Below are 26,807 nucleotides of genomic sequence, written 5' to 3'. Positions count from 1 at the left end.
GCTCGCAGGTTTCTAATGAAAGGGCATTGCCCGGAAGGGCCTAAATCGAGAGTGCCATGAATACAACAATGCTCGTCAATAACCCCGCAGTGATAGTAGCCGGGATTTTCCTCTCCTTCATTTTACTGGAACTTGCCTGTTCCTCGCTTCGTCAGTCGTCAGGTAGTAAACGTGACGTACTCATTGAAGTCGTCGGCTCCGGTATATTAGTGATGGTCACATTTCCTTTAGTCATGTGGCTAAGTGGTCTGATATTAAATCACGCCATCCCGGAAATGAAGGGCGCACTGACCTCTATTCCATGGATCGCAGGATTTGCGTTGTTTCTACTGCTGGATGACATGACCCAATATTGGTGGCATCGCCTGACGCATCGTATTCCTGCTCTTTATGCATTGCATCGCGCACATCATTCCGCGCCCTATATGAGCATTCGCATCGTCTATCGCAACAATAGTTTCTACTATCTCTTGATGCCGGGCATCTGGCTATCTGGCGTGTTGATTTATCTGGGGCTCGCACCCGTTTATTATGTTTATTTGATTATAAAAATGACTGTGATCTTCGCCGCACACAGCAATGTTGCGTGGGACGACAAACTTTATCGCATTCGCGCTTTACGGCCGATCATCTGGGTTCTTGAGCGAACCATTTCCACTCCATCCACTCATTCTGCGCATCACGGTTTGACTGCAGAGGATGGCGTGACTCACTACAAAGGTAATTTCGGTAACCTGTTATTTTTATGGGATGTGTTGTTCGGAACAGCCAAAATTACCCGTAGGCGTCCGCCAGCATACGGTATCGAACACTTGTCACCGATAACCTGGAAAGAAGAATTGTTCTGGCCAATCGTTCGCTCCCATCGCACGGCACCCAAGGTAAGTGAAGCTAAACAGAAGGTCGCACAATGAGTCGCCATATCGTTCTGCTGTCTGGATCGAATAGATTCAACAGTCAATCAATCAAAGTTGCGCATTATCTGCGCGAGCGGTTAGAAGCACTTGAGCTTTGTGACTCAAGCGAACTGATAGATCTGGCGTCGAGTCCGCTACCGCTGTGGCCAGAAGAAGACACTCAGAAAGCCTGGAGTGCCCAGCAATCCACCCTCAAAAAAGCAACAGCATTGATCGTGATTAGCCCAGAGTGGAATGGCATGGCTTGCCCGGCCCTGAAGAACTTCTTTTTGTACGCAGGGTTCAGCGAACTAGGGCATAAGCCCGCGCTTCTAGTTGGCGTTTCGGCTGGACTTGGGGGAGCCTACCCAATTACCGAATTACGTGCTTCAAGCTATAAAAATAGCCGGATCCTGTATTTGCCTGAGCAACTGATTATAAGAAACGTTGAATCAATGTTTAACAGTGAGTGCCCTTCAGATGAAAATGATATGCGCATCCGCGCACGTGCCGATTGGGTTTTGCATGTTCTTTGCCAATACAATGACGCCTTGCGTACGATACGAACTTCAATCAAACATCCTCCTGAGTTCTCTACGGGGATGTGAGATTGTCGCACCTCAATAAGTTTAAAGTGCAACTGTTAAAGCTAAACATTAGTGGCTGCCGGTAAAGGTCAACTATTTCCAACTCAGTCCAGATCAAACCACAGTGGGCCGTAACTCCTGCGCTAGTTCAATCAGTGCGCGCAATCGCGCCGGCACGAAGCGATGGCCCGAGTAGTAGAGCCTCAACCCGCCAAACGACGGGCACCACGGCAGCAACACCGGCACCAGGGCGCCGCTCGCCAGTTCTTCCTGGATGAACCACTCGGAAATGAACCCAATGCCGAGGCCCGACACCACGGCCTGTTTGATGGCCAGCAACTCGTTGGACGCGAAGCACACCGGCAGATCCATCTGCAGTTTTTGGCCATCGCACTCCAATTCCCACTGGTAGAGGCCACCATGGGCCATGCGCATGCCGATGCTCCGGTGGGTGAGCAGATCTCGCGGATGCTCGGGCACGCCGTGGCGTTCGAGGTACTCGGGCGTGGCCACCACGAGCATGCGGATGTCACCTGACAGTGCCACGGCAATCATGTCTTGCGGCACAGACTCTGCCAGGCGAATCCCGGCGTCGAAGCCACCGGCGATGATGTCGACCATGCTTGATTCGCTGACGATGTCGATGCGCACTTCGGGATAGCGCTGAGCGTACTGCTTCAATAGCGGATCCAACAGCAGGTAGGCCGCGCCATGCGGCGCATTGATGCGCAATGTGCCGCTGGGTTCATCGGGGCCGGCGCTGGCTTCCTCGCCGGCACTTTTGATCTGTGCCAACGCAGGTGCGATGCGTGCCACATAGCGTTGGCCGATGTCGGTGAGGGCAACGCTGCGCGTGGAGCGATTGAACAGGCGCACTTTCAGGCGAGCTTCCAGGCCGGCCACTGCGCTGCTCACGGCGGTGGTGGACATGCCCAACTCCTGTGCTGCGCCGCGAAAACTGCTGCGGCGCGCCACGGCCAGTACCACTTCCAGCTCGGTCATTGCTGTTCTGTGCATGGATTGTCCTGAATATAAGGATGCTTCATCAGCCAAAGGATGGCTTATCGGAATAATGAACCCTTCTTAGACTCCTTCACAGAGGCTCGATTCAGGCGAGCCGTTTTTGAGCGGGAGTCGCCATGCAACGCATTGAACATATCTACATCAACGGCGAGTTCGTCCTTCCACACGGTCAGGAGTGGTTTGATCTTCATAACCCGAGTACCGAGGAAGTCATCGGCCAGGTTCGGCTGGGCGACGCACTGGACGCACAGCGTGCGATCGCAGCCGCCAAGGTTGCGTTCCCGGCGTGGGCCCGTACCAGCCGGGAGGAACGCATTGCGGCACTGCACCGCATGCACCGGGCCATGGCGGCAAGGGAGGAGGAGCTGCTGGAAGCCATCCTCGTGGAGTACGGCGCACCTGCGGTTCGCGGGCGCTGGATGGCGACTTATCCGGCCGAGGTGATCGCGCAGGCAATCGATGCACTGGAGGCATTCGATTTCGAGGAACAGGTCGGCATGGCCAGGGTCATTCTGACGCCGGTGGGCGTGACCGGTCTGATCACGCCCTGGAACAGCAATGCAGGCTTCATCTGCAACAAGCTGGCCACCGCGCTGGCAGCAGGCTGCACCGCCGTCATCAAGCCTAGCGAGATGAGCGCATTGCAGACGCAGGTCGTGGTCAGGGCGTTGCACGAAGCGGGGCTGCCACCGGGTGTATTCAACATCGTCAACGGGCGAGGCGATGTGGTCGGTGAGGAAATCGCGCGACATCCCGATGTCGCCAAGATCTCGTTCACGGGCTCGTCCGCTATCGGGCGACACCTGGTAAAAACCGGTGCTGACACCATGAAGCGCGTGACGCTTGAACTCGGCGGCAAGTCGCCCACCGTCGTACTTGACGATGCGGATTTCCAGGCCGTCATGCCGATGGTGCTGCAAGCCGGATTTCTCAACAGCGGCCAGGCTTGCATCGCAGGCACTCGCATCCTCGTGCCGCGCCGCCGGCTGGCAGAGTTCGAGCGGATTGCGAAGGAGGGCGTCTCACAGATCCGATCGGGCGATCCGCGTAACACCGACACCGACATCGGTCCGATGGTGAGCCAGAAACAATGGGAACGGGTGCAGCGCTACATCCGTACCGGCCAGGAAGAAGGTGCGAGGTTGCTGGCGGGTGGCGAAGGTCGCCCGCAAGGCTTGCATGTCGGATGGTTCGTGAAGCCCACGATCTTCACTGATGCCAACAACCGGATGCGCATCGCGCGTGAGGAAATCTTCGGCCCCGTGCTGACAATCATTCCCTACGAGGATGATGCCGATGCAATCAGCATTGCCAACGATACGGACTATGGGCTGAGCGCCCTGGTGCTGGGAAAAAGCTCGGAACGTTGTATGAACGTCGCTCGTCAGATCGATGCGGGGCGCGTGCTCATCAACACCCTGGCCCACGAACCACGTGCGCCCTTCGGTGGATTCAAGCATTCAGGCCTTGGGCGCGAAATGGGCAGGTGGGGGATGAGCGCGTATTTGGAGCCGAAGGCGTTGATCAGCTCTGCCCCATTGAAATGACTGGGTCAGGTTCCTGTCTGGGGGCACTGGGGGGGAATGGCAATTTAGCGTTCACCGAGCGACTGAAAACGGCCCGAAGCTGCCCTTGATGTCTGTTTGTTGTCGTCATATGTTACGGGCATTCATGGAGGATCCTGGCTGATGGCTCGCGTGGGTTTGATACTGACATCCGGTTGCGGACTGGGAATATGCTTTCCCCGTTTTACGGGATCGACGTCAGGTTTTTTGCTCCTGCTATGGGGCAGTTTCGTTCGCAGGGTGGATTGGCTGTACTGCTCCAGGCACCGCCCCCGTCAGCTTCACCTGCGCAGTGTTTGAAGGTGCCGGGCTATCTTCAGAGAGCATTGCTCAGTTCAGGTCAATGTTGGCAGCGGAACATGGATGATCGCGTCGTCCCGGCATGTCGGGCACATTCTCAGGAGATAATTGATGAGCGCTGGCGATGTACCTGTGGGGCAAGTGGTACAAGGCTACGTAACGTTTGTAGGGAGTGAGGGGACGTGGATTGGAGCGCAGTTCATGAGCTTCAGTTATAGCGCCAATGGGAAGCGGTTTCACAAGTCTCTCAACGAAACCATTGACGCTTGGTCAACTGCAACTCTGCGTAAAGCCTCATACGGGCTGAAGGTAGGCGATCCGGTGTCGGTTTGGTGCTCTCTCAGCGACCCGGGTGTGTGTTGCATCGGCGAAAAACCAACCGACAAGCCGGCATTGGTGCGTTTGATTGAGTCTCTGGGAGCGATAGGGTATTTAAGTTGATCCACGCTCTCCAGGCCGACATATGTTGAATTCAACATCACGAATATCCGCAAATATCAGCTTACGTCTCGGCTGACATCCGATGATGTTCCACCAAGAAGTCGACGAACAACCGCACCCGCGCCGGCATTGCCGCGCCACCGACGAACACCGCATGAATCGGTTCCTGGTCCCCCGGGTTCCACGCTTCCAGCAGCGCAATCAGTTCGCCGCGCTGCAGATCCTCACTCACGCTGAACTCCCCGATACGGGCAATGCCGGCGCCCATTCGCGCGAATTGTGCCAACGCTTCACCACTGCTGCATTCGATGTTGCCGCTGACCTTCAGGGAAAACGCTTTGCCATCGCGAATGAATGGCCAGTTGGGTTCGGCACGCTTGAAATTGAAGCGCAGGCAGTTGTGCTGTAGCAGGTCTTCCGGTTCCTGAGGGATGCCGTGGCGTTGCAGATACTCCGGCGATGCCACCACGACCTGGCCGGTGGTGCCGATCCTGCGTGCGGTCAGCGGGCTGTCGGGCAGATGGCCGAAGCGCACCGCGACGTCGGCTTGCCCGCCAAGAATGTCGACCACTTCGTCGCCGAGGTTGAGGTCGACGACGATGTTCGGGTAACGGGCGCTGAAGGCTGCGATCAAGGGAACGATGGCCAGCCGTCCATGGCCAAGGGCGGCACTGACCCGCAGTCGCCCCTTGGGCACGCCTTGATCGGCGATGGCTTCTTCAACTTCGTCCATGTCGGCGAGGATCCGCCGGGCGCCGCGCAGGAACGCTTCGCCCTCGGCGGTGAAGGTGATCGCTCGGGTAGTGCGCAGCAGCAGGCGGGTGCCAAGACGTTGCTCGGTACGCGCAATGATCCGACTGACTGCCGAGGGTGTCAGGCCCAGTGCACGCGCGGCGGCCGACAGGCTGCCTTCCTGCGCAACGGTGGTGAATACGCTCATTTCACCTGATCTGCCGTTGAAATCCACTTGTGCCTCCTACGCAAAGGTGATTGCCAAAAATGCTATCTACCGCCTGAAAAGACGGGATCGTAGCATTGGCGGCATAGATAAGGAGCTTTCCATGCGTATCAATCCACCACTTGTTGCACTCGCCATCGGTGCCTTCGGCATCGGCGTCACAGAATTCGCCCCCATGGGCATGTTGCCGGGTATCGCTGCGGATCTGGGCGTTTCCATTCCCGCTGCCGGTTTGCTGGTCAGTGCTTATGCGCTGGGCGTATTGCTCGGCGCACCGCTGATGACCCTGACCACCGGCAAGATTCCCCGACGCTATCTGCTGATCGGGCTTATGGCGATTTTCACCCTGGGTAATCTGATGTCGGCCCTGGCCACCGATTACTACAGCCTCATGGTCGCCAGGGTGGTCACCTCACTGAACCACGGTGCATTTTTTGGCGTCGGCTCCGTCGTCGCCGCCACCCTGGTCGCCCCGGAAAAACGTGCCGGGGCGGTTGCGGCGATGTTCATGGGCCTGACCCTGGCGACCATCGGCGGCGTGCCGCTTGCCGCCTGGTTTGGCGAACTGTTCGGTTGGCGCACGGCTTTCTGGGGCATTACCGGCCTGGGCGTGCTGACCATGGCTGCGTTGTGGTTCGCTTTGCCCAACGTGCGGGCGCCGCAAAGCGTCGGTGTCATGGCGGAAATTCGGGTATTGGGGCGCGGCCCGGTGCTCGCCGCGCTGGCCCTGACCGTCGTCGGCTCGAGCGCGATGTTTACCGTCTTCACCTACATCGCACCGATCCTCAGCAGCGAGACCCATGCGTCCACTGCTTACATCACCGCCATGCTGATGCTTTACGGTGTCGGGTTGACGCTGGGCAACATGTGGGGCGGCAAGGCTGCTGACCGCTCGATCGATCGCACCCTGATCGTCTCGCTGAGCGTGCTGATTCTGGTCTTGTTGGCGTTCACCGTACTGATGCGCTGGCCGCTGCCGGCCGCCGTGGCCATCCTGATCTGGGGTATCGCCAGCTTCGCTCTGGTGCCACCGCTACAGATGCGTGTAATGGAAGCAGCCAAGGACGCGCCCAATCTGGCCTCGGCGGTGAACATCGGCGCCTTCAACTTCGGCAATGCGATTGGCGCGGCGCTGGGCGGCGCGGTGATCAGCAGCGGGCTGGGTTACCCGGCGATCTCCCTGGCCGGCGCGGCGATGGCGGGCCTGGGGCTGCTGATGGTGTTGGGATTTGCGTGGCGTTCCAGAACGGTTGAAGTCGCCGTGGTGTAACACGTTCAACAATGCTCGGCGAGTTGTCAGTCATTCATAGGGTGAGTAAGCTGCCCCCATGAATCAGCCATCCCTATCTGCCTCCTCGCCGAGCACTCGTGGCCCCGCCGAACACGACATTCGTGACCAGATTGTCGCCGCGGCCAACGAGCATTTCAGCCAATATGGCTACGGTAAAACCACGGTTTCCGACCTGGCCAAGGCCATCGGTTTTTCCAAGGCGTACATCTATAAATTCTTTGATTCCAAGCAGGCGATTGGCGAGGCCATTTGTGGCAACTGCCTGGGCCAAATCGCTGCAGCCGTCGAACAAGCGGTTAACGCAGAAGCGCTTTCAGCCACCGAGCGTTTGCGCAGGCTGGTCAAAACCGTGATCGCCACGGGTGTGGATCTGTTCTTCAACGATCGCAAGCTCTACGACATCGCGGCGTTTTCCGCATCAGAGCGCTGGAACAGCGCCCAGGTGTACGAAGCGCAGATCAAGGGCTTTATCCTCGCCATCGTGCGTCAAGGTCGAGAAGCGGGGGAGTTCGAGCGCAAGACCCCGCTGGACGAGACCGTCGAGGCGATCAATCTGGCGCTGCGACCTTTCGTCAACCCGTTGCTGTTGCAGCACAATCTGGATCTGATCGAACAAGCGCCCACACTGACCACCAACCTCATCCTGCGCAGCCTCATGCCTTGACCCATCGCTGAGCAAAGTTTTCAGGCGATTCGAGTCAACGCGGCATCCTCCTATTAAATTTCCTGTTCCCTGCACATGAGTGGCGGGCGAGCTATACATTTAGCTAGAGGTGACCATTATCGGAATTGGTCATATGAATGGTATGGCTATATACAAGTCTAGATGCCAGGTAACCATAACAATAGCGAGTCGGGCCATCCATTCGATGGACAGTCCTATATCGCTGCTGGTCAGGATGCAGTTATTTCTTGATTGGTGACCGTTGACGATATTGGTCACAAGGCTGAGAATATGATGATCATCCTATTCCTCAGTAAGGGAACCTATGCGCCGGCTCCGACCTTTCCCCATTGCCGCATGCTTGTTGCCTCTTGCCCTGAGTGCCTGTGGCGAGTCTTCCAGCGGTGCGGATCCTCGCACACAGGCGCCGCTGGTCAGATCCGCTGCTGTTCAGGCGTCACCCGATGTCGCTCGCTCTTTCACCGGAGTGGTCGCGGCGCGCGTTCAGGGCGACCTGGGTTTTCGCGTATCGGGCAAAGTGCTGGAACGCCTGGTTGATACAGGGCAGGCCGTTAAGCGAGGGCAGCCGCTGATGCGTCTCGACCCGGTCGACCTCGGGCTGCAAGCGCGGGCGCAGCAGGCGGCGGTCATAGCTGCTCGCGCCAGCGCCAAACAGACAGCCGACGATGAGGCTCGCTATCGCAAACTGGTCGGCGTTGGCGCCATATCGGCATCAGCCTACGATCAGTTCAGAGCCGCCGCGGAGACGGCAAAGGCGCAGCTCAACGCCGCGCAAGCGCAGGCCGACGTGGCCCGCAATGCTTCGGGTTATGCGCTGCTGGTCGCTGATGCGGACGGCGTGGTGGTGGAAACACTCGCTGAACCTGGACAAGTCGTCAGCCCGGGACAACCGGTGGTGCGATTGGCCCGCGCAGGGCAACGCGAAGCCATCGTGCATCTGCCCGAAACCCTGCGCCCGGTTGTCGGCTCCACCGCGCAAGCCAGCCTCTACGGCATGAATTCAGCGGCTGTCACGGCAAAACTGCGGCTGCTTTCGGACTCCGCAGACCGAACGACGCGCACATTCGAAGCGCGGTATGTGCTCGAAGGGCCGCTGGCCAATGCGCCGATCGGTGCGACCGTGACCCTCAGCATTGCCGAGGGCGCCACCCAGACACAGGCGTTACAAGTCCCCATCGGCGCCGTTTTCGACCCAGGCAAAGGACCCGGTGTGTGGCTGATCGCCGGAACGCCGGCAAAGGTGACCTGGCGAGCGGTTCAGGTGCTGGGGTTGAGCGATGATTCGGCGCGCATCGCTGGCGACCTCACTGCCGGTGAGCAGGTTGTAGCGTTGGGCGCCCATCTGCTGCGCGATGGCGAAGAAGTACGATTGCCGCAGCAGAGCGAAGCCAGCGTTGCCGGGAGTCGTCTATGAGCCAGGGGCGTTTCAACCTTTCGGCCATCGCCGTGCGCGAGCGGGCGATCACGGTGTTTCTGATTTTTCTGATTGCCGTTGCGGGGACTTTGTCGTTCTTTCAACTGGGGCGTGCGGAGGATCCACCGTTCACGGTCAAGCAGTTGACCGTGATTACCGCGTGGCCCGGTGCGACGGCGCAAGAGATGCAGGATCAGGTCGCCGAACCCCTTGAAAAGCGCCTGCAAGAACTCAAGTGGTACGACCGCTCGGAAACCTACACACGCCCTGGACTGGCGTTCACGATGGTGTCGTTGCTCGATAGCACGCCGCCCTCGCAAGTGCAGGAAGAGTTTTATCAAGCACGCAAGAAACTCGACGATGAAGCCATCAGGTTGCCGGCCGGTGTGATCGGGCCGATGGTCAACGATGAATTTTCCGATGTGACCTTTGCGCTGTTCGCCTTGAAAGCCAAAGGCGAGCCACAGCGCTTGCTGGTGCGTGATGCGGAAGCCATGCGCCAGCGTCTGCTGCACGTGCCGGGGGTGAAGAAGGTCAACATCATCGGTGAGCAAGCCGAGCGCATCTACGTTTCGTTTTCCCATGACCGGTTGGCGACCCTCGGCTTGTCGCCGCAGGACATCTTCGCCGCGCTGAACAGTCAGAACGTGCTGACGCCCGCCGGCTCCATCGAAACCAATGGGCCGCAGGTTTTTCTGCGTCTCGACGGCGCCTTCGACAAGGTGCAGAAAATTCGCGACACACCGGTCTCCGTGCAGGGGCGCACACTCAAGCTCTCTGATGTGGCGACGGTTGAACGCGGTTACGAAGATCCGGCCACCTTTGTTGTGCGCAATAACGGTGAAGACGCGCTGCTGCTGGGCGTGGTGATGCGCGAGGGCTGGAACGGTCTGGATCTGGGCAAGGCGCTGGATGCGGAGACCGCGCGGATCAATGCGGAAATGCCATTGGGCATGACCCTCGCCAAAGTCACCGACCAGGCGGTCAATATCGACTCGGCGGTCGGCGAGTTCATGGTCAAGTTTTTTGTCGCGCTGCTGGTGGTCATGCTCGTGTGCTTTCTCAGCATGGGCTGGCGGGTAGGGGTGGTGGTCGCCGCGGCTGTGCCGTTGACCCTGGCGATTGTGTTCGTGGTGATGGCCGCCACTGGCAAGAACTTCGATCGCATTACCCTCGGCTCATTGATCCTTGCGCTCGGGCTGTTGGTCGATGACGCGATCATCGCCATTGAAATGATGGTGGTGAAAATGGAGGAGGGCTACGACCGCATCAAGGCGTCTGCCTATGCCTGGAGCCATACGGCGGCGCCGATGCTGTCCGGTACGCTGGTGACGGCAATCGGCTTTTTGCCCAACGGTTTTGCCCAGTCCACTGCCGGCGAGTACACCAGCAACATGTTCTGGATCGTCGGCATCGCATTGATCGCTTCCTGGGTCGTCGCGGTGGCGTTCACCCCGTATCTGGGCGTGAAATTGTTGCCGGACATCAAGAAGGTCGAAGGTGGCCACGCGGCGATCTACAACACGCCGAATTACAACCGCTTCCGTCGGCTGCTGACCGCCGTGATCGTCCGCAAATGGTTAGTAGCAGGCGCGGTGGTCACGCTGTTTTTCGTCGCCGTGCCAGGCATGGGGCTGGTGAAGAAACAGTTCTTCCCGACCTCTGACCGCCCCGAGGTGATGATCGAGGTGCAAATGCCCTACGGCACTTCGATCGAGCAGACCAGCGCCACGGCCGCCAAGGTCGAAGCCTGGTTGCAAAAGCAGGATGAGGCCAAAATCGTCACGGCCTATATCGGCCAGGGTGCGCCGCGTTTCTTCCTGGCGATGGCGCCAGAATTACCCGACCCTTCGTTTGCGAAAATCGTGGTGCTGACGGACAGTCAGGAAGCACGCGAAACCCTCAAGTTCCGGCTGCGCGAAGCGGTTGCCGAGGGGCTCGCGCCGGAAGCCCGTGTCAGGGCCACGCAAATTGTGTTCGGTCCTTATTCGCCGTTTCCGGTTGCCTACCGGGTGATGGGCCCTGATCCGGCGAAGCTGCGCGATATCGCCGAGCAGGTCCGGAGCGTGCTGCAAGACAGCCCGATGATCAGAACGGTGAACACCGACTGGGGACCGCTGACCCCGACCTTGCATTTCAGTCTCGATCAGGACCGTCTGCAGGCAGTGGGGCTGACCTCCAATGCGGTCGCCCAGCAACTGCAGTTTCTGCTGAGCGGAGTACCGATCACGGCGGTTCGCGAGGATATTCGTTCTGTGCAGGTCGTCGGGCGTGCGGCGGGCAATATCAGGCTCGACCCGGCGCAGATCAAGGGTTTCACTTTGGTCGGCGCGTCGGGACAACGCATCCCGTTATCGCAGATTGGCGAGGTCGATGTGCGCATGGAGGACCCGATTCTGCGCCGCCGTGACCGCACACCTACTATCACTGTGCGTGGCGACATTGCCGAAGGTTTGCAGCCACCGGATGTTTCGAGCGTGATCCTCAAGCAGTTGCAGCCGATCATCGAGACACTGCCCTCCGGTTACCGGATCGAGCAGGCGGGGGCTATCGAAGAGTCCGGCAAGGCGGGCAAGGCGATCTTGCCCTTGCTGCCGATCATGATCGCCATGACGTTGCTGATCATCATCGTGCAGGTGCGTTCGATCGCGGCGATGATCATGGTTTTTCTCACATCACCGCTAGGCTTGATTGGCGTGGTGCCGACGCTGCTGATCTTCAATCAGCCGTTTGGCATCAATGCGCTGGTCGGTCTGATTGCGCTGTCGGGGATCCTGATGCGCAATACGCTGATTCTGATCGGGCAGATCCATCACAACACGCTGGAAGGGCTGGACCCGTTCCACGCCGTTGTCGAGGCCACGGTGCAACGTGCACGGCCGGTACTGCTGACGGCAATGGCGGCCATCCTGGCCTTTATCCCCCTGACACACTCGGTGTTCTGGGGGACGCTGGCCTACACCCTGATCGGTGGCACATTCGTCGGCACCATCATGACGCTGGTGTTCCTGCCGGCGATGTATTCCATCTGGTTCAAGATCCGCCCTGAGCACCAGGCTCAGACTGGAACAGTCAGACTGGCGTAGTAACAACGCCTGCAATCGAGGCCCGCTTTCGCGGGCCTCTTTGTCCCCCCCGTCAAAGTGTGGTGATCTGTCCGTTGCGGTCCAGCTCATACACCTTGTTGCCCTGCAATTTCTCCTTCAGCAACCGCTCGGCCTTGCCCAGCGGTCGCTGCCGCGCCCACAACAAATCCACACCGATCTGCCAGTCCGTATGCGGATACGCCGAGAGCTGCAGTTCCACCAGCTCACCCTTGGCCAGTTCACGCTGAACAAGCTGCCGGGGCAGGGTGGCCCAGCCTAGCCCGGCGCGGACCATTTCCAATAACGCCAGATAGCTTTCCGCTTGCCACAACTGGGTCGAGCGCAGGTATTCGCTGCTCGGCAGTTTGCTTGCGTGGGCGCTGAAGGCCAGGCGGCGATGGACGTGCAGGTCGTCGAAGGTGACGTCATCGAGTTGCGCCAGTGGATGATCGGGATGGCAGACGTGCAGCATGATCAGTTTGCCCAGTTGCTGGAACGCCAGTTCCTTGGGGTAGCCGGGCTGCGAAAACGCCACACCGAGTACCGCTTCGCCGCTGCTGACCAGTTCGCTGACGTCGCCATACACCGGATGGCGGATGATCAGGTCGACGAAGGGGAACGCGGCTTCGAAGGCTTTGAGCACCGGCATGATCGGGCCGTACGGCGTTTCAATGGCGAGCGTCAGGCTGGTTTCGACGTTGTCCGACAGGCAATCGGCGTGGGCTTCGAAGGTCATGCAGCGTTCGAGCACGGCTTCGGCCTGCACCAGCAATTTGTGGCCGCTGGCGGTGAGGGCAGGGCTGCGGTTGCTGCGGTCGAACAGGTCGACGCCAAGGTCGGTTTCGAGGTTGGCAATCGCCGCGCTGATGGTCGATTGGGTCTTGCCCAGTTGGCGCCCGGCGGCGGAAAACGATCCGCTTTTGACCACTTGGACGAACATCAACAGTTGATCGAGTGAGAAGCGCAAGCGGTGAACTCCCGGGTCGAAAATAAAGGTTTGGAGTGGCTAACGAATGCCTGATTGTGCCATCGAAAAAAACGATGGTTGCTAATTTGTTTCATCGTAATAAACGTTCAACTATGGCCCCGCGTCAAACGATCTCCGGGGCGGATCTGACTTTCAAGCGCCCCTGAGCATGCCCGCGATCTCAACAGATGCCGCACCTTCAGGAGCGTGTGAAATGACTACACAACGCATTCATCCGGTGGACGAGGTTTTGCCACTGCGACAGTTGTTCACGTTTGGCTTGCAGCATGTGCTGGTGATGTACGCGGGAGCGGTGGCAGTGCCGCTGATTCTCGGCAGTGCGATGGGGCTGACCTCGGCGCAGATCGTTTTACTGATAAACGCCAACCTGTTGACCTCGGGTGTGGCGACGTTGATTCAAACCCTTGGCTTCTGGAAGTTCGGCGCGCGGCTGCCGCTGATTCAGGGCTGCTCGTTCATAGCCCTGGCGCCGATGATCATGATCGGCAAGGAATTCGGCCTCAGTCAGATTTTCGGTGCGGTGATCGCGGCAGGCTTTATCACCATTGCTCTGGCACCGGTGTTCAGCCGCTTGCTGCGGTTTTTTCCGCCGGTGGTGATTGGCAGTCTGATCACCATTATCGGCATCTCGCTGATGCCGGCAGCGGCGATCTGGCTGGGCGGGGGCAATCCCGACTCGGCGGACTTCGGCAATCCCGCGAACTTGTTGCTGGGCCTGGCCACAGTCAGCGTGACGTTGCTGATCTACGCCAAATTCAAGGGTTTCATTGGCAACCTCAGCGTGCTGATTGGTCTGTTCGTCGGCAGCCTGATCGCAGCGGCTTGCGGCATGACTCACTTCGGTCGGGTCAGCGAAGCGGCGTGGTTTGAGCTGAGTGCGCCGATGGCGTTCGGCGCGCCGGAATTCGCGCCGGTGCCGATTCTGATCATGACCCTGGCGATGCTGGTGATCATGGCCGAGACCACCGGCAACTGCCTGGCGATCGGCAAATTGACCGGCAAACCGACCACGCAACAGACCCTCGGCAACGCGTTTCGCGCCGACGGTTTGTCGACCATGCTGGGTGGCTTGTTCAACAGTTTTCCCTACAACGCTTTCACTCAAAACACCGGTTTGATCGCGCTTTCGAATGTGAAAAGCCGCTTCGTCGTGGCCGCGGCTGGGGCAATCATGGTGCTGATGGGGCTGTTCCCGAAACTCGGTGCATTGATCGCCGCAGTGCCGACGCCAGTGCTCGGTGGCTGCGCGATCGTGATGTTTGGCATGACCACGGTGGCGGGGATTCAGGAACTGTCACGGGTGCAATTCGAGGGCACTCGCAACGGCATCATCGTCGCCGTATCGGTGAGCGTCGGCGTGCTGCCAATGTCCTTTCCGGCGCTGTTCGAGCACGTCGGCCCGACCCTGAAACTGGTGCTCGACAGCGGGATTTTCCTCGGTGCGATCACCGCCATCGTCCTCAACATCCTGCTCAACAACGATAAAAAATCCACTGAAACCATCGGCGCTGAACTGGCCGACTGACTGTTTGTTTTCCACTGCCCAGGAGTTACCCATGAATCAATTCACTCAGCTCATCCCGGCCGGCGTCAGCGAGCTTGATCTGACGTTGCTGCGCCAGACCATCGCCTTGTCCGAGGCATCGAAGCAACGCGGTCGCCATCCGTTCGCGGCATTGGTGGCCGATCGCAACGGCAAGGTGATTGTTGAAGCCGGGAACAATTCGATGCCACCGGAAGGCGATCCGACTCAGCACGCCGAGTTGGTGGCGGCCGCAGCAGCGGCAAAACTTCTGTCGCCGCAAGAGCTGGAATTGTGCACGCTATATACCAGCGCCGAACCTTGCTGCATGTGCGCCGGCGCGGTGTATTGGACGGGCATCGGGCGGGTGGTTTATGCCTTGTCGGAGCATGCGTTACTGGGATTGACCGGTGACCATCCGGAGAACCCGACGTTCTCGCTGCCGTGCCGCGAGGTGTTCGCCAAGGGGCAGCGCAAGGTCAGTGTGTTGGGGCCGATGCTGGAGGGCGAGGCGGCTGAGCCGCACAAGGGTTTTTGGTCGTAACAGGGAGCTCCAGAAACGACAAGGCTCTGAATAAATCAGAGCCTTGTCGTTTAAGACTGACGAATTGAATGTGTTATTTCGATGTGTCTACGCTGGTTGAGCAAGAAAGCCTGTAATGCTCATAGTTCAAATCCTTTAGCCTTTCTGGCAGCTTGTAAGGGGCGGGGCAACTCTTGCCCTGCCACTTGATTGTGATGATGCCTTGATCTTTGGTAACAAGCGCTAACGCCTTGCCGGTGGGGTCGGAAAGCGCCAGTTGTTTACCGTCGGCGTCCATCAATACCGCTCCGAATGGAAGGGGTTTGCCCTCGGCATCGTAGAGTTCGAACTGGATCCGTCGCCCTTTGCTGCCTTCGAAGCGCGCGAGCACGACTGAACCTCGTCTCGGTACGAGTTGTTGAGTGGCGTTGTCCAACTCGATTTCACCGCCGAGATTGCGTGTATCCAACGTCACCCAGTTCACGCGATAGGGCTGTGCATTTGGAACGACGGCATAGCCGTTGAGGCCGGTTTTTACGCCGGAGTAGCTGCTGACTTCTACCCCTGACATGCCAGGCACCGCCACCAGTGCGAATGTTTCGCCGACGGTCTGGCCCATGTTGATTCCCCCCGCGTGGGCCACGATCGAGCCGGCCGCGCTCAGGTTCTGTGATTCATAACCGCTGCCTCGGCTGTAGCCCAATCCCAGATCACCCATCGCTGTGCGGGTACTCAGGCTGAGCGAGCCAGAGCGATCACCTTGCACACTGCGGCCGGTCTGTACGGAATAGTAGGTGTCACTGTCTTCAGTCAGATAACCATTGATCCCGGCTTGTGTACTGGTGCCGGTATTCTGATGATTGCTGGAAATATAGGCGCGAGGCGCGCGAGGTGTCGATCCGAGCGGGAATGAGATCGAAACGCTCAGTTGGGTGTCGTGAGTGGTGTCACCGCGTGCGCCGAACTCTTCGGTTTTACTCAAACTGATGTTGTAGTTCAGGTCGCGCCAATTATTGTTGTAACCGGCAGAAAAGCTGCGCGAACCACCGCGATCCCAATAGCGCTGATCACTGGCATTCAAGTACAGCGAGCCGTACTGGCGCGCTTCACCCAGGGTCTGGTTGATCGTGAGGTCGGTACGGGTTTTGGCGTTACCTGCGCGCCGCGTAGCGCCGGTGCTGGTGTCCTGAACGTGGTCGGTCAGCGTGCGGTAACCCTCGGTCGAATAACGATAGGCGGCGAGGGTGAAGCTGGTATCGGTGCCGGTGAAGGTCTTTGCATAGAGCGCGCGTACGCTGCTGCCCTGGGTCGTTTTGCCAAATGCCTTGCTGGACGATTGCGTGACGTCCAGTGACATCGCGCCAATCGAAGTGTTCTTCGCCGCACCGACGGAAAGCGCCTTGAAACCGTTGCTGGCCTGAATGCCGGCAATGCCTGTCAGGTTGCTGGTCAAACCGTAGGCGAAAGTGCCGCCCAGGAAGGCCGGCTTGTCGTAGCCCTCGCTGTTGTTGTTGAATTTGCCGCTCGACAGGCTGTATTTCAATTGACCCTCACGCACCATCGTCGGCAAGGCGGAGAAGGCCTGCCGGGTGACCTTGCGCCGACCATCCGCCTCGACAATGGTGATCTCCAGATCGCCATTGGAGCCCGATGGATAGATATCACTGATCTCGAACGGCCCCGGCGGCACGTTGGTGGTGTAAAGAATGTAGTTATCCTGGCGGACCTCGATCTTCGCATTGGTTTCAGCCACGCCACGAATGATCGGCGCATAGCCGCGCTCGCTGTCTGCACGCATGCCCTCATCAGAGGCCACCTTGACGCCTTGATAGCGCACGCTGTCGAACAGGTCTGAGTCGGAAAAGATTTCACCCGCGCTCAGTTGCCCCTTGATCGCCGTGAGGTCGCGCTGGATGAACGTGCGATTGCTGACAAACCGATTGGGCCGGCCGGTGGCACTGCTCAGATTGGACTCGTTGCGCAAACGCCAGGCACCGAAGTTGATGCCGTTGCGCAGCCCCAGATTATTGGAGATTTGCGTCGAGTAATCGGTTTTGCTGCGGGTGCTGCTCAACTGATAGTTGATGAACCCGGCGGCCACGCCATCGTCCCAAAGTTCTGGGTCAACATAGCCGCGCATGCCACGTGCCATAGCAACCTGCGGCACGCTGATATTGAGGCGCAGGCGGTTGGCGTCAAAACTGATACTGGCTTGCTCGATCATCGACGCAAGATCGTAGTGATCGGCAGGCCGTTGCTCATCAACCAGACCTTGCTCACGCAGTTTGCGCATGTCCACACCCAGCTGCTGTAACAATTCCAGGGTGATGCGTGGCTCGACTTTGCCGTTGAGTGGGTTGGCCGCGAAATCAACGTCGCGACGACCGACCAGCGTGCCGTTGCTGAACACGTCAACGCGATATCGGCCCGGCAGAACGCTGTTGGCATTCAACAAGGGTTGCAGATCAACCGCCGATGAACCTTCCAGAAACAAGGTATTGAACGCCTCACCCGCTACTGCGGCGGGGGCTTCGGCACCCATGGCGAATCCACAAATGGCCATATTGATGGCAAAGCACAATGGATGCAGGCAGCCCAACGCCGGTTTGTTTTTATGGCGCGCAACGTGATGCTTTACACAACTTGCAGATGTGTGGTGTTGGGAGGAAAACATGCAATTTGCCTTATCAGTCCGTGTTGCTTCAACCGGAGTCCGGAACTCGTAAATAGCTTGTGAATTGGCGGGGTGGGGCGGGGAAGTTACTGGGCGGATGCATCTTTCACGCGCTCGGCATGACTTTCGGTAGCGCTGAGTGGTGCATCGAATCGTTGTTGTGCGCCGTAATCGTTAATGGCTGAAAACGTCAGACGCGGAGATCCAGGTGGCAACTCTTTCAAGTTGAAGGAACGAACTTCGCCCGGAACGATCATTGTCGAATCAATCACCAACTCTGCTTTTTTTCCTGCAGCGACTTTCAGGTCGGCCAGCGACACATGGTAATTACTCTGGTTTTTTACTTTCAGTACCGACTTGCCAGCTTGCGTGACCAATTGCCATACAAGTTGCACCGGCGCTTGCGCAGCGTCACCGGTCAGTCCGTCCGGACGGAAGAACACCTTGATGCGCTGACGTACCGCCAGTTGCAGCGTATTGACATCGGCAGCACTGGCCTGAGGGATTTCCTGCACGTTCAGCCACACCACCGACTCTTTGTCCGCAGGCATGCCGCGGCCTTCATACAGAATCCTCAACAGTTGCTGTTGATTGGGTTCGAGTCGGGCCAGCGGTGGAGTCACCGCAAATGGCGGCGCGCTGCCAGCGGTGTCGCCGGCATCCAGCCACGATTGCGCCAGGATGGTTTGCCCGCCGTTGCGCACGGTGACGTTTGCCTCTTTGTGCGCGCCATCGAAGATGACCCGGGTGGAACTCAAGGAGATGCTGGCGAATGCCGAGTGCGTCATCAACACCCCGGCAAGCCCCAGACACAGCGGAAAATAGCGACTTAACATAGTTTTCACCGATTGATCTGGTCGGGAAGGACGAGGCACAGCGGCCCCGTCCAGGTATTGCGCGCTGCTTATTCGTATTCGAGAACGAACGGCAGAGTGGCGTTACCGGTACCTGCAGTAGCGGTGGCCTTGTCGCCGGTGGTGACGTAAGCGGCTGCGAACGACAGGGTGCCGTCGCCGCCAGTGGTGCCGTCGCCAGTCAGGCTGGTCTGAACTTTGGCTGTGGCTTCGGAACTCAGGTCGATCAACTGGCCGTTGCTGTCCAGCAGCGCGATACCTACGCCTTTGGCCGCATCAGTACCTTGCAGCTTGAGAACTTTCTTGCCATCAACCAGGCCCGAACCGCCGTTGACGGTTGGTTTGAACAGCATCGACACCTTGGTGCCGGCGTTGCAGTTCACTTTCAGGTTGAAATCATTGGCAGCCACGCGACCAGCACCCGGGGCAGAATCGGTGCCCATGTCTTTGATCGATACGCTGCCCATGTCCACGGCAATCATCTTGTCGTTACCCGAAGCGCCATCTACCGAGCACGCATCGTTGTTGATGACGCCGGTGAAGCTGATTTGACCGCTGCCGCCCTTGACGGCTTTAGCGGCTTCTTCTTCAGCCAGTGCACCAGTGGAGGCAGCCAGTACGGAAAGAGTGAGTACTGCGAAAGCGAACTTTTTCATGTTTATATCCGAAGTTATTGTGAAGTGCTGCATTGAAATGCCAGGCCATGTTAGGTCGGTGATAGCGATGGGTCTTTGAGATTTGTCTTAAATCGTAGCAAGTGCGAGCAAGTCAGCAATATCGGAAGTGAGTATTTATATCTTCAGTTAATTTACGGCAGACCAAATGAGACAATTCTTAAAGTCGCGCGGGTTCTATTTGGTTAGTATTCGCGGATGCAGAAATTCTCAGTCAGTGCAAAGTTTGTCGGTGTTCTTTCTGCTTGAAAGATAGTTCAGATGTTTTGCTATTAATAGCTGATAGAAAGAGGTTCCCGGTTTGTGAACACGCTTCGTATATTGGTATTGGAAGATCACGCCTTCCAGCGCACGGCTGCGGTCAGCGCGCTTAATAGTCTGGGTTACAAAAATATCTTTCAGGCGGCTGACGGCAAAGATGCGCTGGCTGTGATCTCCCAGGCAGGGGGCGTGGACGTTGCGTTGTGTGACCTGAGCATGGCCGGGATGGATGGTTTGACCTTTTTGCGCCTGGCGAGAGAGGCTGGATTGATTCGCGCAGTGATCATCTGCAGTTCACTGCCTGAAGACTTGTTGCGCACGGTTGATCGAATTGTCACGTTGCAGGGCCTGGAATTGCTCGGCAGTGTCGCAAAGCCGTTGATGGTCGATGTGCTGGCGCCATTGCTGGCGCGCTATCGCCCGCACAGCCAGGTCGATGTCAAAGTGGCGGAAAGTCATCTCGATCAGCCTTCGGAGAACGAAGTGCTTGAAGCGATACGTCGGCAGGAATTTCGCGCGTACTTCCAGCCCAAGTTTCATCTGCGCAGTGGTGAAGTGGATGGCGCCGAGGTGCTGGTGCGCTGGCAAAGCCCCAGTCGCGGGTTACTTTCACCGGGCATGTTCTTGCCCACGATCGAGCGTTGCGGGCTGCTTGACGAAATGTTTTTCAGCCTGCTCACGCAAGGATTGAGTCTGCAGCGTTTCGTGCAGTCCCACGGCAAACCGTTCAAGCTCGCGTTCAATCTCGACGTGACGCAGATGGCCAACCCGAATCTTGTCGATCGGATCAAGGCGCTGTTGCGCATTCACGGTGCCTCGCCAGCCGGGCTGATATTCGAGCTGACGGAAACCGGTCTGCTGCAGATGCCCGAGATCAGCATGGAAAACATGGTGCGTCTGCGCATGCTCGGCTTCAGCCTGGCAATCGATGATTTCGGTGTCGGCTATTCTTCGCTGGAGCGACTGTGTCAGATGCCGTTCAACGAAATCAAACTCGACGCCGGCTTCGTGCAGAATTTCCAGCAGGCTCGCTACAGTGCGGTCATCCACGGTGCCTTGGCCCTGGCGCGCGAGCTGGACATGCGTGTGGTCGCAGAAGGTATTGAAACCGCAGACCAGGTTCATCACCTGGCTCGACTCGGTTGCCAGTGGGGGCAGGGCTTCTTCTATGCTCGACCCATGAATTGGGCGCACCTGGTCGATTGGCGCTTCGAGGGTCAAAAGTCGTCCTGGCGCCGCGCAATAGGTACGTCCGACCTTTGATGCGCGCTCGCGGTCTGACTTTTGGGACAAAGCCCTATTTCGTCGTGTCTTTAAAACAATCATCATGTGCCGAGAAATCAATCAGATGCACCTGAAAGCTTCGGTGATGCCCGGGATCGGCTGCGGTTGCCAAGTGCTGATGATCCTTCAACCCTCCTCATCATGGAGCTGCTCATGCATTGGTCAGTCGTGAATCCGTTACGCGTTGCCATCCTTGATGATCACTCGCTCATACGTCTGGCGATGAAATCGCGGTTGACGCGCGAAGCCGAGTTCAGTGTCGTGGGTGTGTACGGGAGCAGCGCGCAGTTGCTCGCTGGATTGCGCGAGGTCGACATCGACCTGCTGATACTCGACTACAAGCTGCACGATGGCGAGCTGGACGGGCTTAATCTGATTCGCCTGCTGCGCAAGCAATATCCAGACATGCGCATCCTCGTCTCATCCTCTGAAGAGCGCCCGGCGGTGGTGAACATGGCGATCGGAGCGGGCGTCAGTGGATTCTTCGGCAAGTCCCAGCCAGTCGATGACCTGATCACGGGCATCCGCTGCGCAGCGTCCGGCCAGTTGTACCTGTCGCCGGCAATGGCCTTCGAGCTTGATGTGCTGCCTGCGTCGGTCGATGAGCCTGCTGGTGCCAATGATGACGGCGCGGTGCACAGCGACGATTTTCTGAGCAATCCTTTGCTGTCGCCGAAGGAGAAAGAAGTCTTGCGCTGCTGTCTCGAGGGCATGGGGGTGACGCAGATCGCTTTGAAGTTCTCGCGCAGTCGCAAAACCATCAGTGGGCAAAAACAGGCCGCTTTCAAAAAGCTTGGCATTCGTGGTGATGCAGAGCTGTTCAAGTTGCAGCACAGCCTGACAGCCGACAACCAGGGATAACTCGCTTATGTTTCATCTGTTGCGCGGTGTTTTGCTCGTCAGTGTGCTTTTCGTATTCGGTAGCGGGTCGTTGTGGGCAGCAGAGCCGCGCACTCTGCAGGTGTTCGGTCGATCAGACTGCAAGGAGGTGCAGGTCGATCTGAGCAATGAAGACTGGAGTTGGCTGCGGCAGAAACGCAGCCTCGTATTGGGATCGGCGCTTCCGGATTTCCCGCCCTATGTCATGACCGCCAGCGGTACGCGTTATGAGGGGATTGCCGCCGACATCGCCTGCATTATCGGTCAGGCCCTGCATGTCGAAGTTACCGTCAAGGCATATCCCGACCGTCGCGATGCCATGGCGGCGCTTGAACGTGGCGACATCGACATGTTGGGCAGCTCCAACAGTTTCGAGTTGATCGACGGCCTCGTTACGCTCAGCAAGCCTTATGTCGAAGACGTGCCGGCAATGTTCATGCGCGGCGATGATCGGCGACCGATGCCGGCCAATCTGGCCGGTTTGCGTATTGCGGTTGCCGACGATTACCTGCCATCCAGTCAGCTGCATGGCTTGTATCCCAACGCCGAGTTCGTACTTTTCCCATCGAACGAGTTGGCACTGGCTGCGCTGGCCTTTGGCAAAGTCGATCTGTTTCTGGGCGACACGGTGTCCAGCAACTATCTGATCAACCTCAACTACTTCAACTATGTGCGCCTGCACTCTTTCGTCAAAACGCAAACCAACGGTTTCAGCTTTGCCCTGCGCCGAGGTAATGATCAACTGCTGCGTCTGATCGACTCGGTCATCGAGTCGATGGGTGACGGCAAGATAGCCGAAATCACCAAGCGCTGGTCCGGTGGCGGCGGGGCACTGACACCCAAACGTATCGATCTGACACCCGGCGAAGCACGCTGGCTTGAGCTGCACCCGGTCGCGCGGTTCGTGATCAATGATGATCAGGCGCCATTTGCGTTCTTTGATGGCGATGGCAACTTTGGCGGAATCGGCGCCGATCTGCTGGAACTGATTCAGCGGCGCACTGGTTTGCAGATCGATGTGAAGCGCACCGACAGCTTTTCCAGCTTGAGCACACGCCTGCTGGATGGCAGCGCCGATATCTCGTTGCTGACGCCAACCGTCTCCCGTGAAGTCGGTATGCGTTTCACCCACCCGTTCCTCGCCAGTCCTTTTGTGATCGTCACCGCCAAGGACGCTGGCGCGCCTTCAAGCCTGCAGGAGCTACGCGGCAAGCGCGTCGCCGTTCCCGAGAGTTCGGCGGAGCGTGAGTTGCTCAAGGATTATCCCGACATTGAAATTGTCGACAGCGAGACAGTGCTGGGGGCGCTGGCTGACGTGAAGGATGGGCGAGCGGACGCGATGATTACCACGTTGCACGGTGCGCGCTACTACATCGCTCACATCTACAGTGACAGTTTGCGCATCTCCAACATCGTCGGCATGAACAAGGGTTTCCTCGCCTTCGCCGCCCGGCGCGCCGATACCGAACTGGTCAGCATTCTGAACAAGGCTCTGCTGAGCATTCCACCAGACGAGCTGGACGTGATTCTCAACCGTTGGCGTCCCATTGCCGCGTTCTCGGGACTGTCGTGGCGCGATTACAAGGTGTTGATCTATCAAATCAGCGCTGGTGCCTTCTTGATTATCCTCGGATCGCTGGCGTGGAATTTCTATATTCGCCGGCAGATCCGCGAACGCAGTCGGGCAGAGCGCTTGCTCGGCGATCAACTGAAGTTCATGGGGGCGCTGATCAACGGCACGCCGCATCCCATTTACGTACGCGATCGGGAAGGTCGGCTTGTCACCTGCAATAACAATTATCTGCAGACGTTTGGCCTTTTGGAAAAAGACGTGATCGGCAAGACCGTGCTCGAAAGCGGCAAGCGCAATCGCCAGGAAGCGTTGCAATTTCACGATGACTATCTGCGCGTCATCGAGCGGGACGAACCTTACGAGGTGGATCGCACGCTGCATGTCGGTGAAACGCGGCTGATCATTTATCACTGGATCCAGCCTTATCACGACACGACGGGGGAAGTCAGAGGCGTGATCTGCGGCTGGATCGACATCAGCGAACGCCGCGAACTGATCGAGGAGTTGCGTTCGGCGAAAGAGCTGGCCGATGAGTCAAGCCGCGCCAAAACCACGTTCCTCGCGACCATGAGCCACGAGATCCGTACGCCGATGAGTGCCGTGATCGGCATGCTCGAACTCACCCTCAAGCGCGCCGAGCAGGGCCACTTCGATCGACCGGCGATTGAAGTGGCCTACGACTCGGCGAAAGGCCTGCTGGAGCTGATCGGCGATATCCTCGATGTGGTTCGCATCGAGTCTGGGCATGTCAGTCTTTCGCCCAAACGTGCCAACCTGCGCGAACTTGTGGAGTCCGTGGCGCGGGTGTTCGACGGCTTGGCCAGGCAGAAGAGTCTGGTATTGAAGCTCGATATCGACGCCACAGTCGGCTGTGACGTACTGGTTGATCCGATGCGCTTCCAGCAGGTGCTCTCGAATCTGGTCGGCAATGCCATCAAGTTTACCGATACCGGGCATGTCAGCGTCTCGATTCGCGGCCAACGCCTTGCTGACGAACGTTTGCAGGTCGATCTCAAAGTCGAGGATACCGGCATCGGCATTTCCAGCGCTGATCTGCAGAACCTGTTCCAGCCGTTTTCGCAAGCCAATCACGGCCCCTCGAACCGGGGCGGCACCGGTCTGGGATTGGCGATTTCACGTTCGTTGTGCGAGTTGATGGGCGGGCGACTGAACATCACCAGTACGCTGGGCAAAGGCACCTGCCTGGAAGTGTCGCTGTTCTTCAATATCCTCAGTCCGCTCGGCGGCAAGGTGCTGCCTGTTTCGGTTGTCCAGGACAAGCCAGTGCCGACGCTGCGGATTCTGGTAGTGGATGACCAGAGCGCCAACCGTCTGCTGCTGACGCAGCAGCTCAGCTTTCTTGGCCAGGCGGTGCGTGATGCTGCCGATGGAGCGCAGGCATTGGCATTGTGGCGTTCGGAGCCGTTCGACATTGTGATCACGGACTGCAACATGCCGGTCATGAACGGCTACGAACTGGCCCGCACTATTCGCCAGGACGAACGCGACAGTGGTGGAGCGCGGTGTATCGTGCTGGGCTTCACAGCCAACGCGCAGCCGGAAGAAAAAGTGAAATGCCGAGAGGCGGGGATGGACGACTGTCTGTTCAAACCGATCAGCCTCAGCACCTTGTCGACCCTGCTTGCCGGCTGGGAAAAGGACGTCGAAACCGAGCCAGTTGAAAGCCCGCCTGCGGCGGGTATCAAGGAGCTGGGGTCGATTCGCGAGCGTCTGACCGAGCTCACCGGAGGCGATCTCGACATGATGAAAGAACTGCTGCGCGAGGCGCTGTCGAGTTGTGAGAAGGATCTGGAGGAGCTGCATTCGCTGATACCCGAAAGCGATCCCGGGTTGTTGGCTGACCTGGCACATCGGATCAAGGGCGCGGCGCGCATTGTCGCCGAGCATCAGGTCATCGAGGCGTGTAACGACCTTGAGGCCGAGTGCGAAGCGCCGGTCATCGATCCACTGGATATCAATCGCAGCGCGTTGAAGCTGGAGCATGCACAGGCTGATCTGATCAAGAAAATCAAACGGGTCGAGCTGTAACCGTATTGGCGCAGGGCTCTGCTGACTGGCCTTGCATTGAAGGGGGACGTTAAAGATCATTTTGCAACGGGCGATACCTTGGTTAATAACCATGGAGTTTCGCGATGATCATTCGACGTCCTTTATTGATTGCCTGTCTCTGCCTGCTGAGTTTTGACACCGTCAGCGCGGCCCAGTCTGCGCCTGTCAGCGGAGTGATTCGCTTCAGCGGACAGATCGTCGAGACAAGTTGCATGGCGAGTGGCGCCAGCCGTGCTTCTGCTTCTGTCGAGCTGCTTGATTGTCCGCAGGCGAGCACTGGTCAGATGTTCTCGGTGACCAACGTCAGTGCGGCAGGGCGGGGTGAGCCGCGCCAGCAAGTGTTCGTGAAGATGATTGCCGATACCCACGAGCAGGAAAAATATTACGACCAGCGTTTGCTGCTCACGGACAACAAGGGCCATCAGATAACGACTGGCAATTACGTCGTGACGCTGACGCTGCCTTGATGGACTGAGAAGAATGAGTTTGCGCCCCTTGTTTCAAGGTTACTGACAAAAAGGGGCGTAAATAATGAGAATTGTCTGGTTCGTATACGACCGTCCCGCGCTTCTGGCATTGCGCCGCTCGCCACCGTTGCAAAACCCCTCCCTCCAAAGACTTTGAACCAGGCCGGGCCCCACTAGCGCGGGCTTGTCATCAAGGTGTGGTTTTCGCTCAGCGATCCCTATGGTCATTTTGAGACAAGTCTCATATCGGCCAGGTTGGCCCCTTGGTTATTTTCTTGAAAGGAAGAATGGAGCTGCCAAAGGTGTCCGATGTTTCTTGAAAATAACCGAAGTCGATCCTTGCGGATCCTGATCGCCGATAACGACGTGCGTAGAGGTCTGTCGATTGAACAACAGTTCAACAAGCTGGGCTGTCTCAGCGTAGTGAACGTCTGTACTTATCGTGACCTGAGAGTACTGACGTATTACTGCCCCCAACGGCTCAGCCTGGTCGTCGTCAATGCTGAGTTGCTCAACGAGATGGCGATGGATCCGCTCGATTTTTTTGGGGAAAACCCGCTGATTCGTCACCTGCTGATTTTCAACCCCAGTGATGATCATCAGTGGTCGAAGACCGTCTTCAACCCGCATCCGCAACGCTGGATGCGTTTGGTCTCGAAAATCGATCTGCCGCGATTGGCGGATTTTCTGATGCTGGCCGACCCGACGCTCAAGGAACTGGCGGAGCCGGCCTCATCCGACTCCACGCTTTCTTCGGGCGCAAACCGCTAGCTGTTGCGCCTTCGCGCGGTC

At 58.1% G+C, this 26,807-nt stretch carries 21 protein-coding genes and 1 pseudogene; 16 read left to right on the top strand and 6 right to left on the bottom strand.

The window, feature by feature from the left end; genetic code table 11:
- Positions 1-56: 56 nt before the first annotated feature.
- A complete protein-coding gene (locus AB4O01_RS05695; RefSeq protein WP_093431520.1) occupies positions 57-914 on the top strand; it encodes a sterol desaturase family protein in 858 nt (285 codons plus the stop codon).
- Complete coding sequence (locus AB4O01_RS05690; protein ID WP_460090946.1) at positions 911-1,504, top strand: NADPH-dependent FMN reductase; 594 nt, start codon at positions 911-913, stop codon at positions 1,502-1,504. Before AB4O01_RS05695 ends, AB4O01_RS05690 begins: the two co-directional genes overlap by 4 nt.
- Positions 1,505-1,597: 93 nt before the next feature.
- Here the strand turns inward: AB4O01_RS05690 and AB4O01_RS05685 are convergent, their stop codons facing one another.
- On the bottom strand, positions 1,598-2,500 hold the full coding sequence (locus tag AB4O01_RS05685; RefSeq protein ID WP_460090945.1) for a LysR family transcriptional regulator: 903 nt from the start codon (positions 2,498-2,500) through the stop codon (positions 1,598-1,600).
- 122 nt (positions 2,501-2,622) lie between these two features.
- Between AB4O01_RS05685 and AB4O01_RS05680 the strand changes: the two genes are divergently transcribed.
- The 3 genes and pseudogenes from AB4O01_RS05680 to AB4O01_RS05670 all read left to right on the top strand — a co-directional run bounded on the left by AB4O01_RS05680 (position 2,623) and on the right by AB4O01_RS05670 (position 4,812).
- Positions 2,623-4,053: an aldehyde dehydrogenase family protein gene (locus AB4O01_RS05680; protein WP_460090944.1), complete on the top strand. Its 1,431-nt coding sequence runs from the start codon at positions 2,623-2,625 to the stop codon at positions 4,051-4,053.
- A 141-nt stretch (positions 4,054-4,194) separates the two neighbouring features.
- Positions 4,195-4,438 (top strand): annotated as a pseudogene (locus AB4O01_RS05675) (hypothetical protein).
- 44 nt (positions 4,439-4,482) lie between these two features.
- Entirely contained in the window at positions 4,483-4,812 is a 330-nt protein-coding gene (locus AB4O01_RS05670) for a hypothetical protein (protein ID WP_460090943.1), read from the top strand.
- Between the two features lie 61 nt (positions 4,813-4,873).
- Here the strand turns inward: AB4O01_RS05670 and AB4O01_RS05665 are convergent, their stop codons facing one another.
- Positions 4,874-5,779 (bottom strand): LysR substrate-binding domain-containing protein, encoded by a 906-nt coding sequence (locus tag AB4O01_RS05665; RefSeq protein ID WP_460090942.1) that lies wholly within the window; start codon positions 5,777-5,779, stop codon positions 4,874-4,876.
- Positions 5,780-5,873: 94 nt separating this feature from the next.
- Here AB4O01_RS05665 and AB4O01_RS05660 point away from each other — a divergent pair, with 94 nt between their 5' ends.
- From AB4O01_RS05660 to AB4O01_RS05645, 4 genes are all read left to right on the top strand, one after another.
- The gene (locus AB4O01_RS05660) at positions 5,874-7,040 is read left to right on the top strand and encodes an MFS transporter (RefSeq protein ID WP_460090941.1); all 1,167 of its coding nucleotides are present in this window, start codon (positions 5,874-5,876) and stop codon (positions 7,038-7,040) included.
- A 58-nt stretch (positions 7,041-7,098) separates the two neighbouring features.
- Complete coding sequence (locus tag AB4O01_RS05655; protein ID WP_460090940.1) at positions 7,099-7,725, top strand: TetR/AcrR family transcriptional regulator; 627 nt, start codon at positions 7,099-7,101, stop codon at positions 7,723-7,725.
- A gap of 325 nt (positions 7,726-8,050) precedes the next feature.
- Positions 8,051-9,160 (top strand): efflux RND transporter periplasmic adaptor subunit, encoded by a 1,110-nt coding sequence (locus AB4O01_RS05650; RefSeq protein WP_460090939.1) that lies wholly within the window; start codon positions 8,051-8,053, stop codon positions 9,158-9,160.
- The gene (locus AB4O01_RS05645; protein WP_460090938.1) at positions 9,157-12,246 is read left to right on the top strand and encodes an efflux RND transporter permease subunit; all 3,090 of its coding nucleotides are present in this window, start codon (positions 9,157-9,159) and stop codon (positions 12,244-12,246) included. Before AB4O01_RS05650 ends, AB4O01_RS05645 begins: the two co-directional genes overlap by 4 nt.
- A 52-nt stretch (positions 12,247-12,298) precedes the next feature.
- On the opposite strand, the gene AB4O01_RS05640 is transcribed toward AB4O01_RS05645, so the two are convergent.
- Positions 12,299-13,213 carry a LysR family transcriptional regulator gene (locus AB4O01_RS05640; protein ID WP_460090937.1) on the bottom strand — a complete coding sequence of 305 codons (915 nt, stop codon included), beginning with the start codon at positions 13,211-13,213 and terminating at the stop codon, positions 12,299-12,301.
- A gap of 214 nt (positions 13,214-13,427) precedes the next feature.
- Between AB4O01_RS05640 and AB4O01_RS05635 the strand changes: the two genes are divergently transcribed.
- Together AB4O01_RS05635 and AB4O01_RS05630 are read left to right on the top strand one after the other, a co-directional pair.
- On the top strand, positions 13,428-14,759 hold the full coding sequence (locus AB4O01_RS05635; protein WP_116256127.1) for a nucleobase:cation symporter-2 family protein: 1,332 nt from the start codon (positions 13,428-13,430) through the stop codon (positions 14,757-14,759).
- A gap of 31 nt (positions 14,760-14,790) precedes the next feature.
- Positions 14,791-15,300 (top strand): nucleoside deaminase, encoded by a 510-nt coding sequence (locus AB4O01_RS05630; protein ID WP_008077533.1) that lies wholly within the window; start codon positions 14,791-14,793, stop codon positions 15,298-15,300.
- A 73-nt stretch (positions 15,301-15,373) separates the two neighbouring features.
- On the opposite strand, the gene AB4O01_RS05625 is transcribed toward AB4O01_RS05630, so the two are convergent.
- The 3 genes from AB4O01_RS05625 to AB4O01_RS05615 all read right to left on the bottom strand — a co-directional run bounded on the left by AB4O01_RS05625 (position 15,374) and on the right by AB4O01_RS05615 (position 19,463).
- Positions 15,374-17,842, bottom strand: a complete 2,469-nt coding sequence (locus AB4O01_RS05625; protein ID WP_460092221.1) for a fimbria/pilus outer membrane usher protein — start codon at positions 17,840-17,842, stop codon at positions 15,374-15,376.
- A 197-nt stretch (positions 17,843-18,039) separates the two neighbouring features.
- A complete protein-coding gene (locus tag AB4O01_RS05620; protein WP_093431555.1) occupies positions 18,040-18,789 on the bottom strand; it encodes a fimbrial biogenesis chaperone in 750 nt (249 codons plus the stop codon).
- A 68-nt stretch (positions 18,790-18,857) separates the two neighbouring features.
- The gene (locus AB4O01_RS05615) at positions 18,858-19,463 is read right to left on the bottom strand and encodes a fimbrial protein (protein WP_093431558.1); all 606 of its coding nucleotides are present in this window, start codon (positions 19,461-19,463) and stop codon (positions 18,858-18,860) included.
- Positions 19,464-19,784: 321 nt separating this feature from the next.
- Between AB4O01_RS05615 and AB4O01_RS05610 the strand changes: the two genes are divergently transcribed.
- The 5 genes from AB4O01_RS05610 (at position 19,785) to AB4O01_RS05590 (ending at position 26,786) form a co-directional block, all read left to right on the top strand.
- On the top strand, positions 19,785-21,005 hold the full coding sequence (locus tag AB4O01_RS05610) for an EAL domain-containing response regulator (RefSeq protein ID WP_116256129.1): 1,221 nt from the start codon (positions 19,785-19,787) through the stop codon (positions 21,003-21,005).
- Between the two features lie 174 nt (positions 21,006-21,179).
- Complete coding sequence (locus tag AB4O01_RS05605; RefSeq protein ID WP_099759160.1) at positions 21,180-21,887, top strand: response regulator transcription factor; 708 nt, start codon at positions 21,180-21,182, stop codon at positions 21,885-21,887.
- Between the two features lie 7 nt (positions 21,888-21,894).
- The gene (locus tag AB4O01_RS05600) at positions 21,895-25,527 is read left to right on the top strand and encodes a transporter substrate-binding domain-containing protein (RefSeq protein ID WP_460090935.1); all 3,633 of its coding nucleotides are present in this window, start codon (positions 21,895-21,897) and stop codon (positions 25,525-25,527) included.
- Between the two features lie 104 nt (positions 25,528-25,631).
- Positions 25,632-26,015 (top strand): hypothetical protein, encoded by a 384-nt coding sequence (locus AB4O01_RS05595; protein ID WP_093431571.1) that lies wholly within the window; start codon positions 25,632-25,634, stop codon positions 26,013-26,015.
- Between the two features lie 309 nt (positions 26,016-26,324).
- Positions 26,325-26,786: a hypothetical protein gene (locus tag AB4O01_RS05590; RefSeq protein ID WP_093431574.1), complete on the top strand. Its 462-nt coding sequence runs from the start codon at positions 26,325-26,327 to the stop codon at positions 26,784-26,786.
- Positions 26,787-26,807 lie beyond the last annotated feature (21 nt).

The sequence above is a fragment of the Pseudomonas sp. S2_E02 genome, from assembly GCF_054668355.1.
Note: the sequence above shows the minus strand (reverse complement) of the source record. Positions and strands in the feature narration are given on the sequence as shown.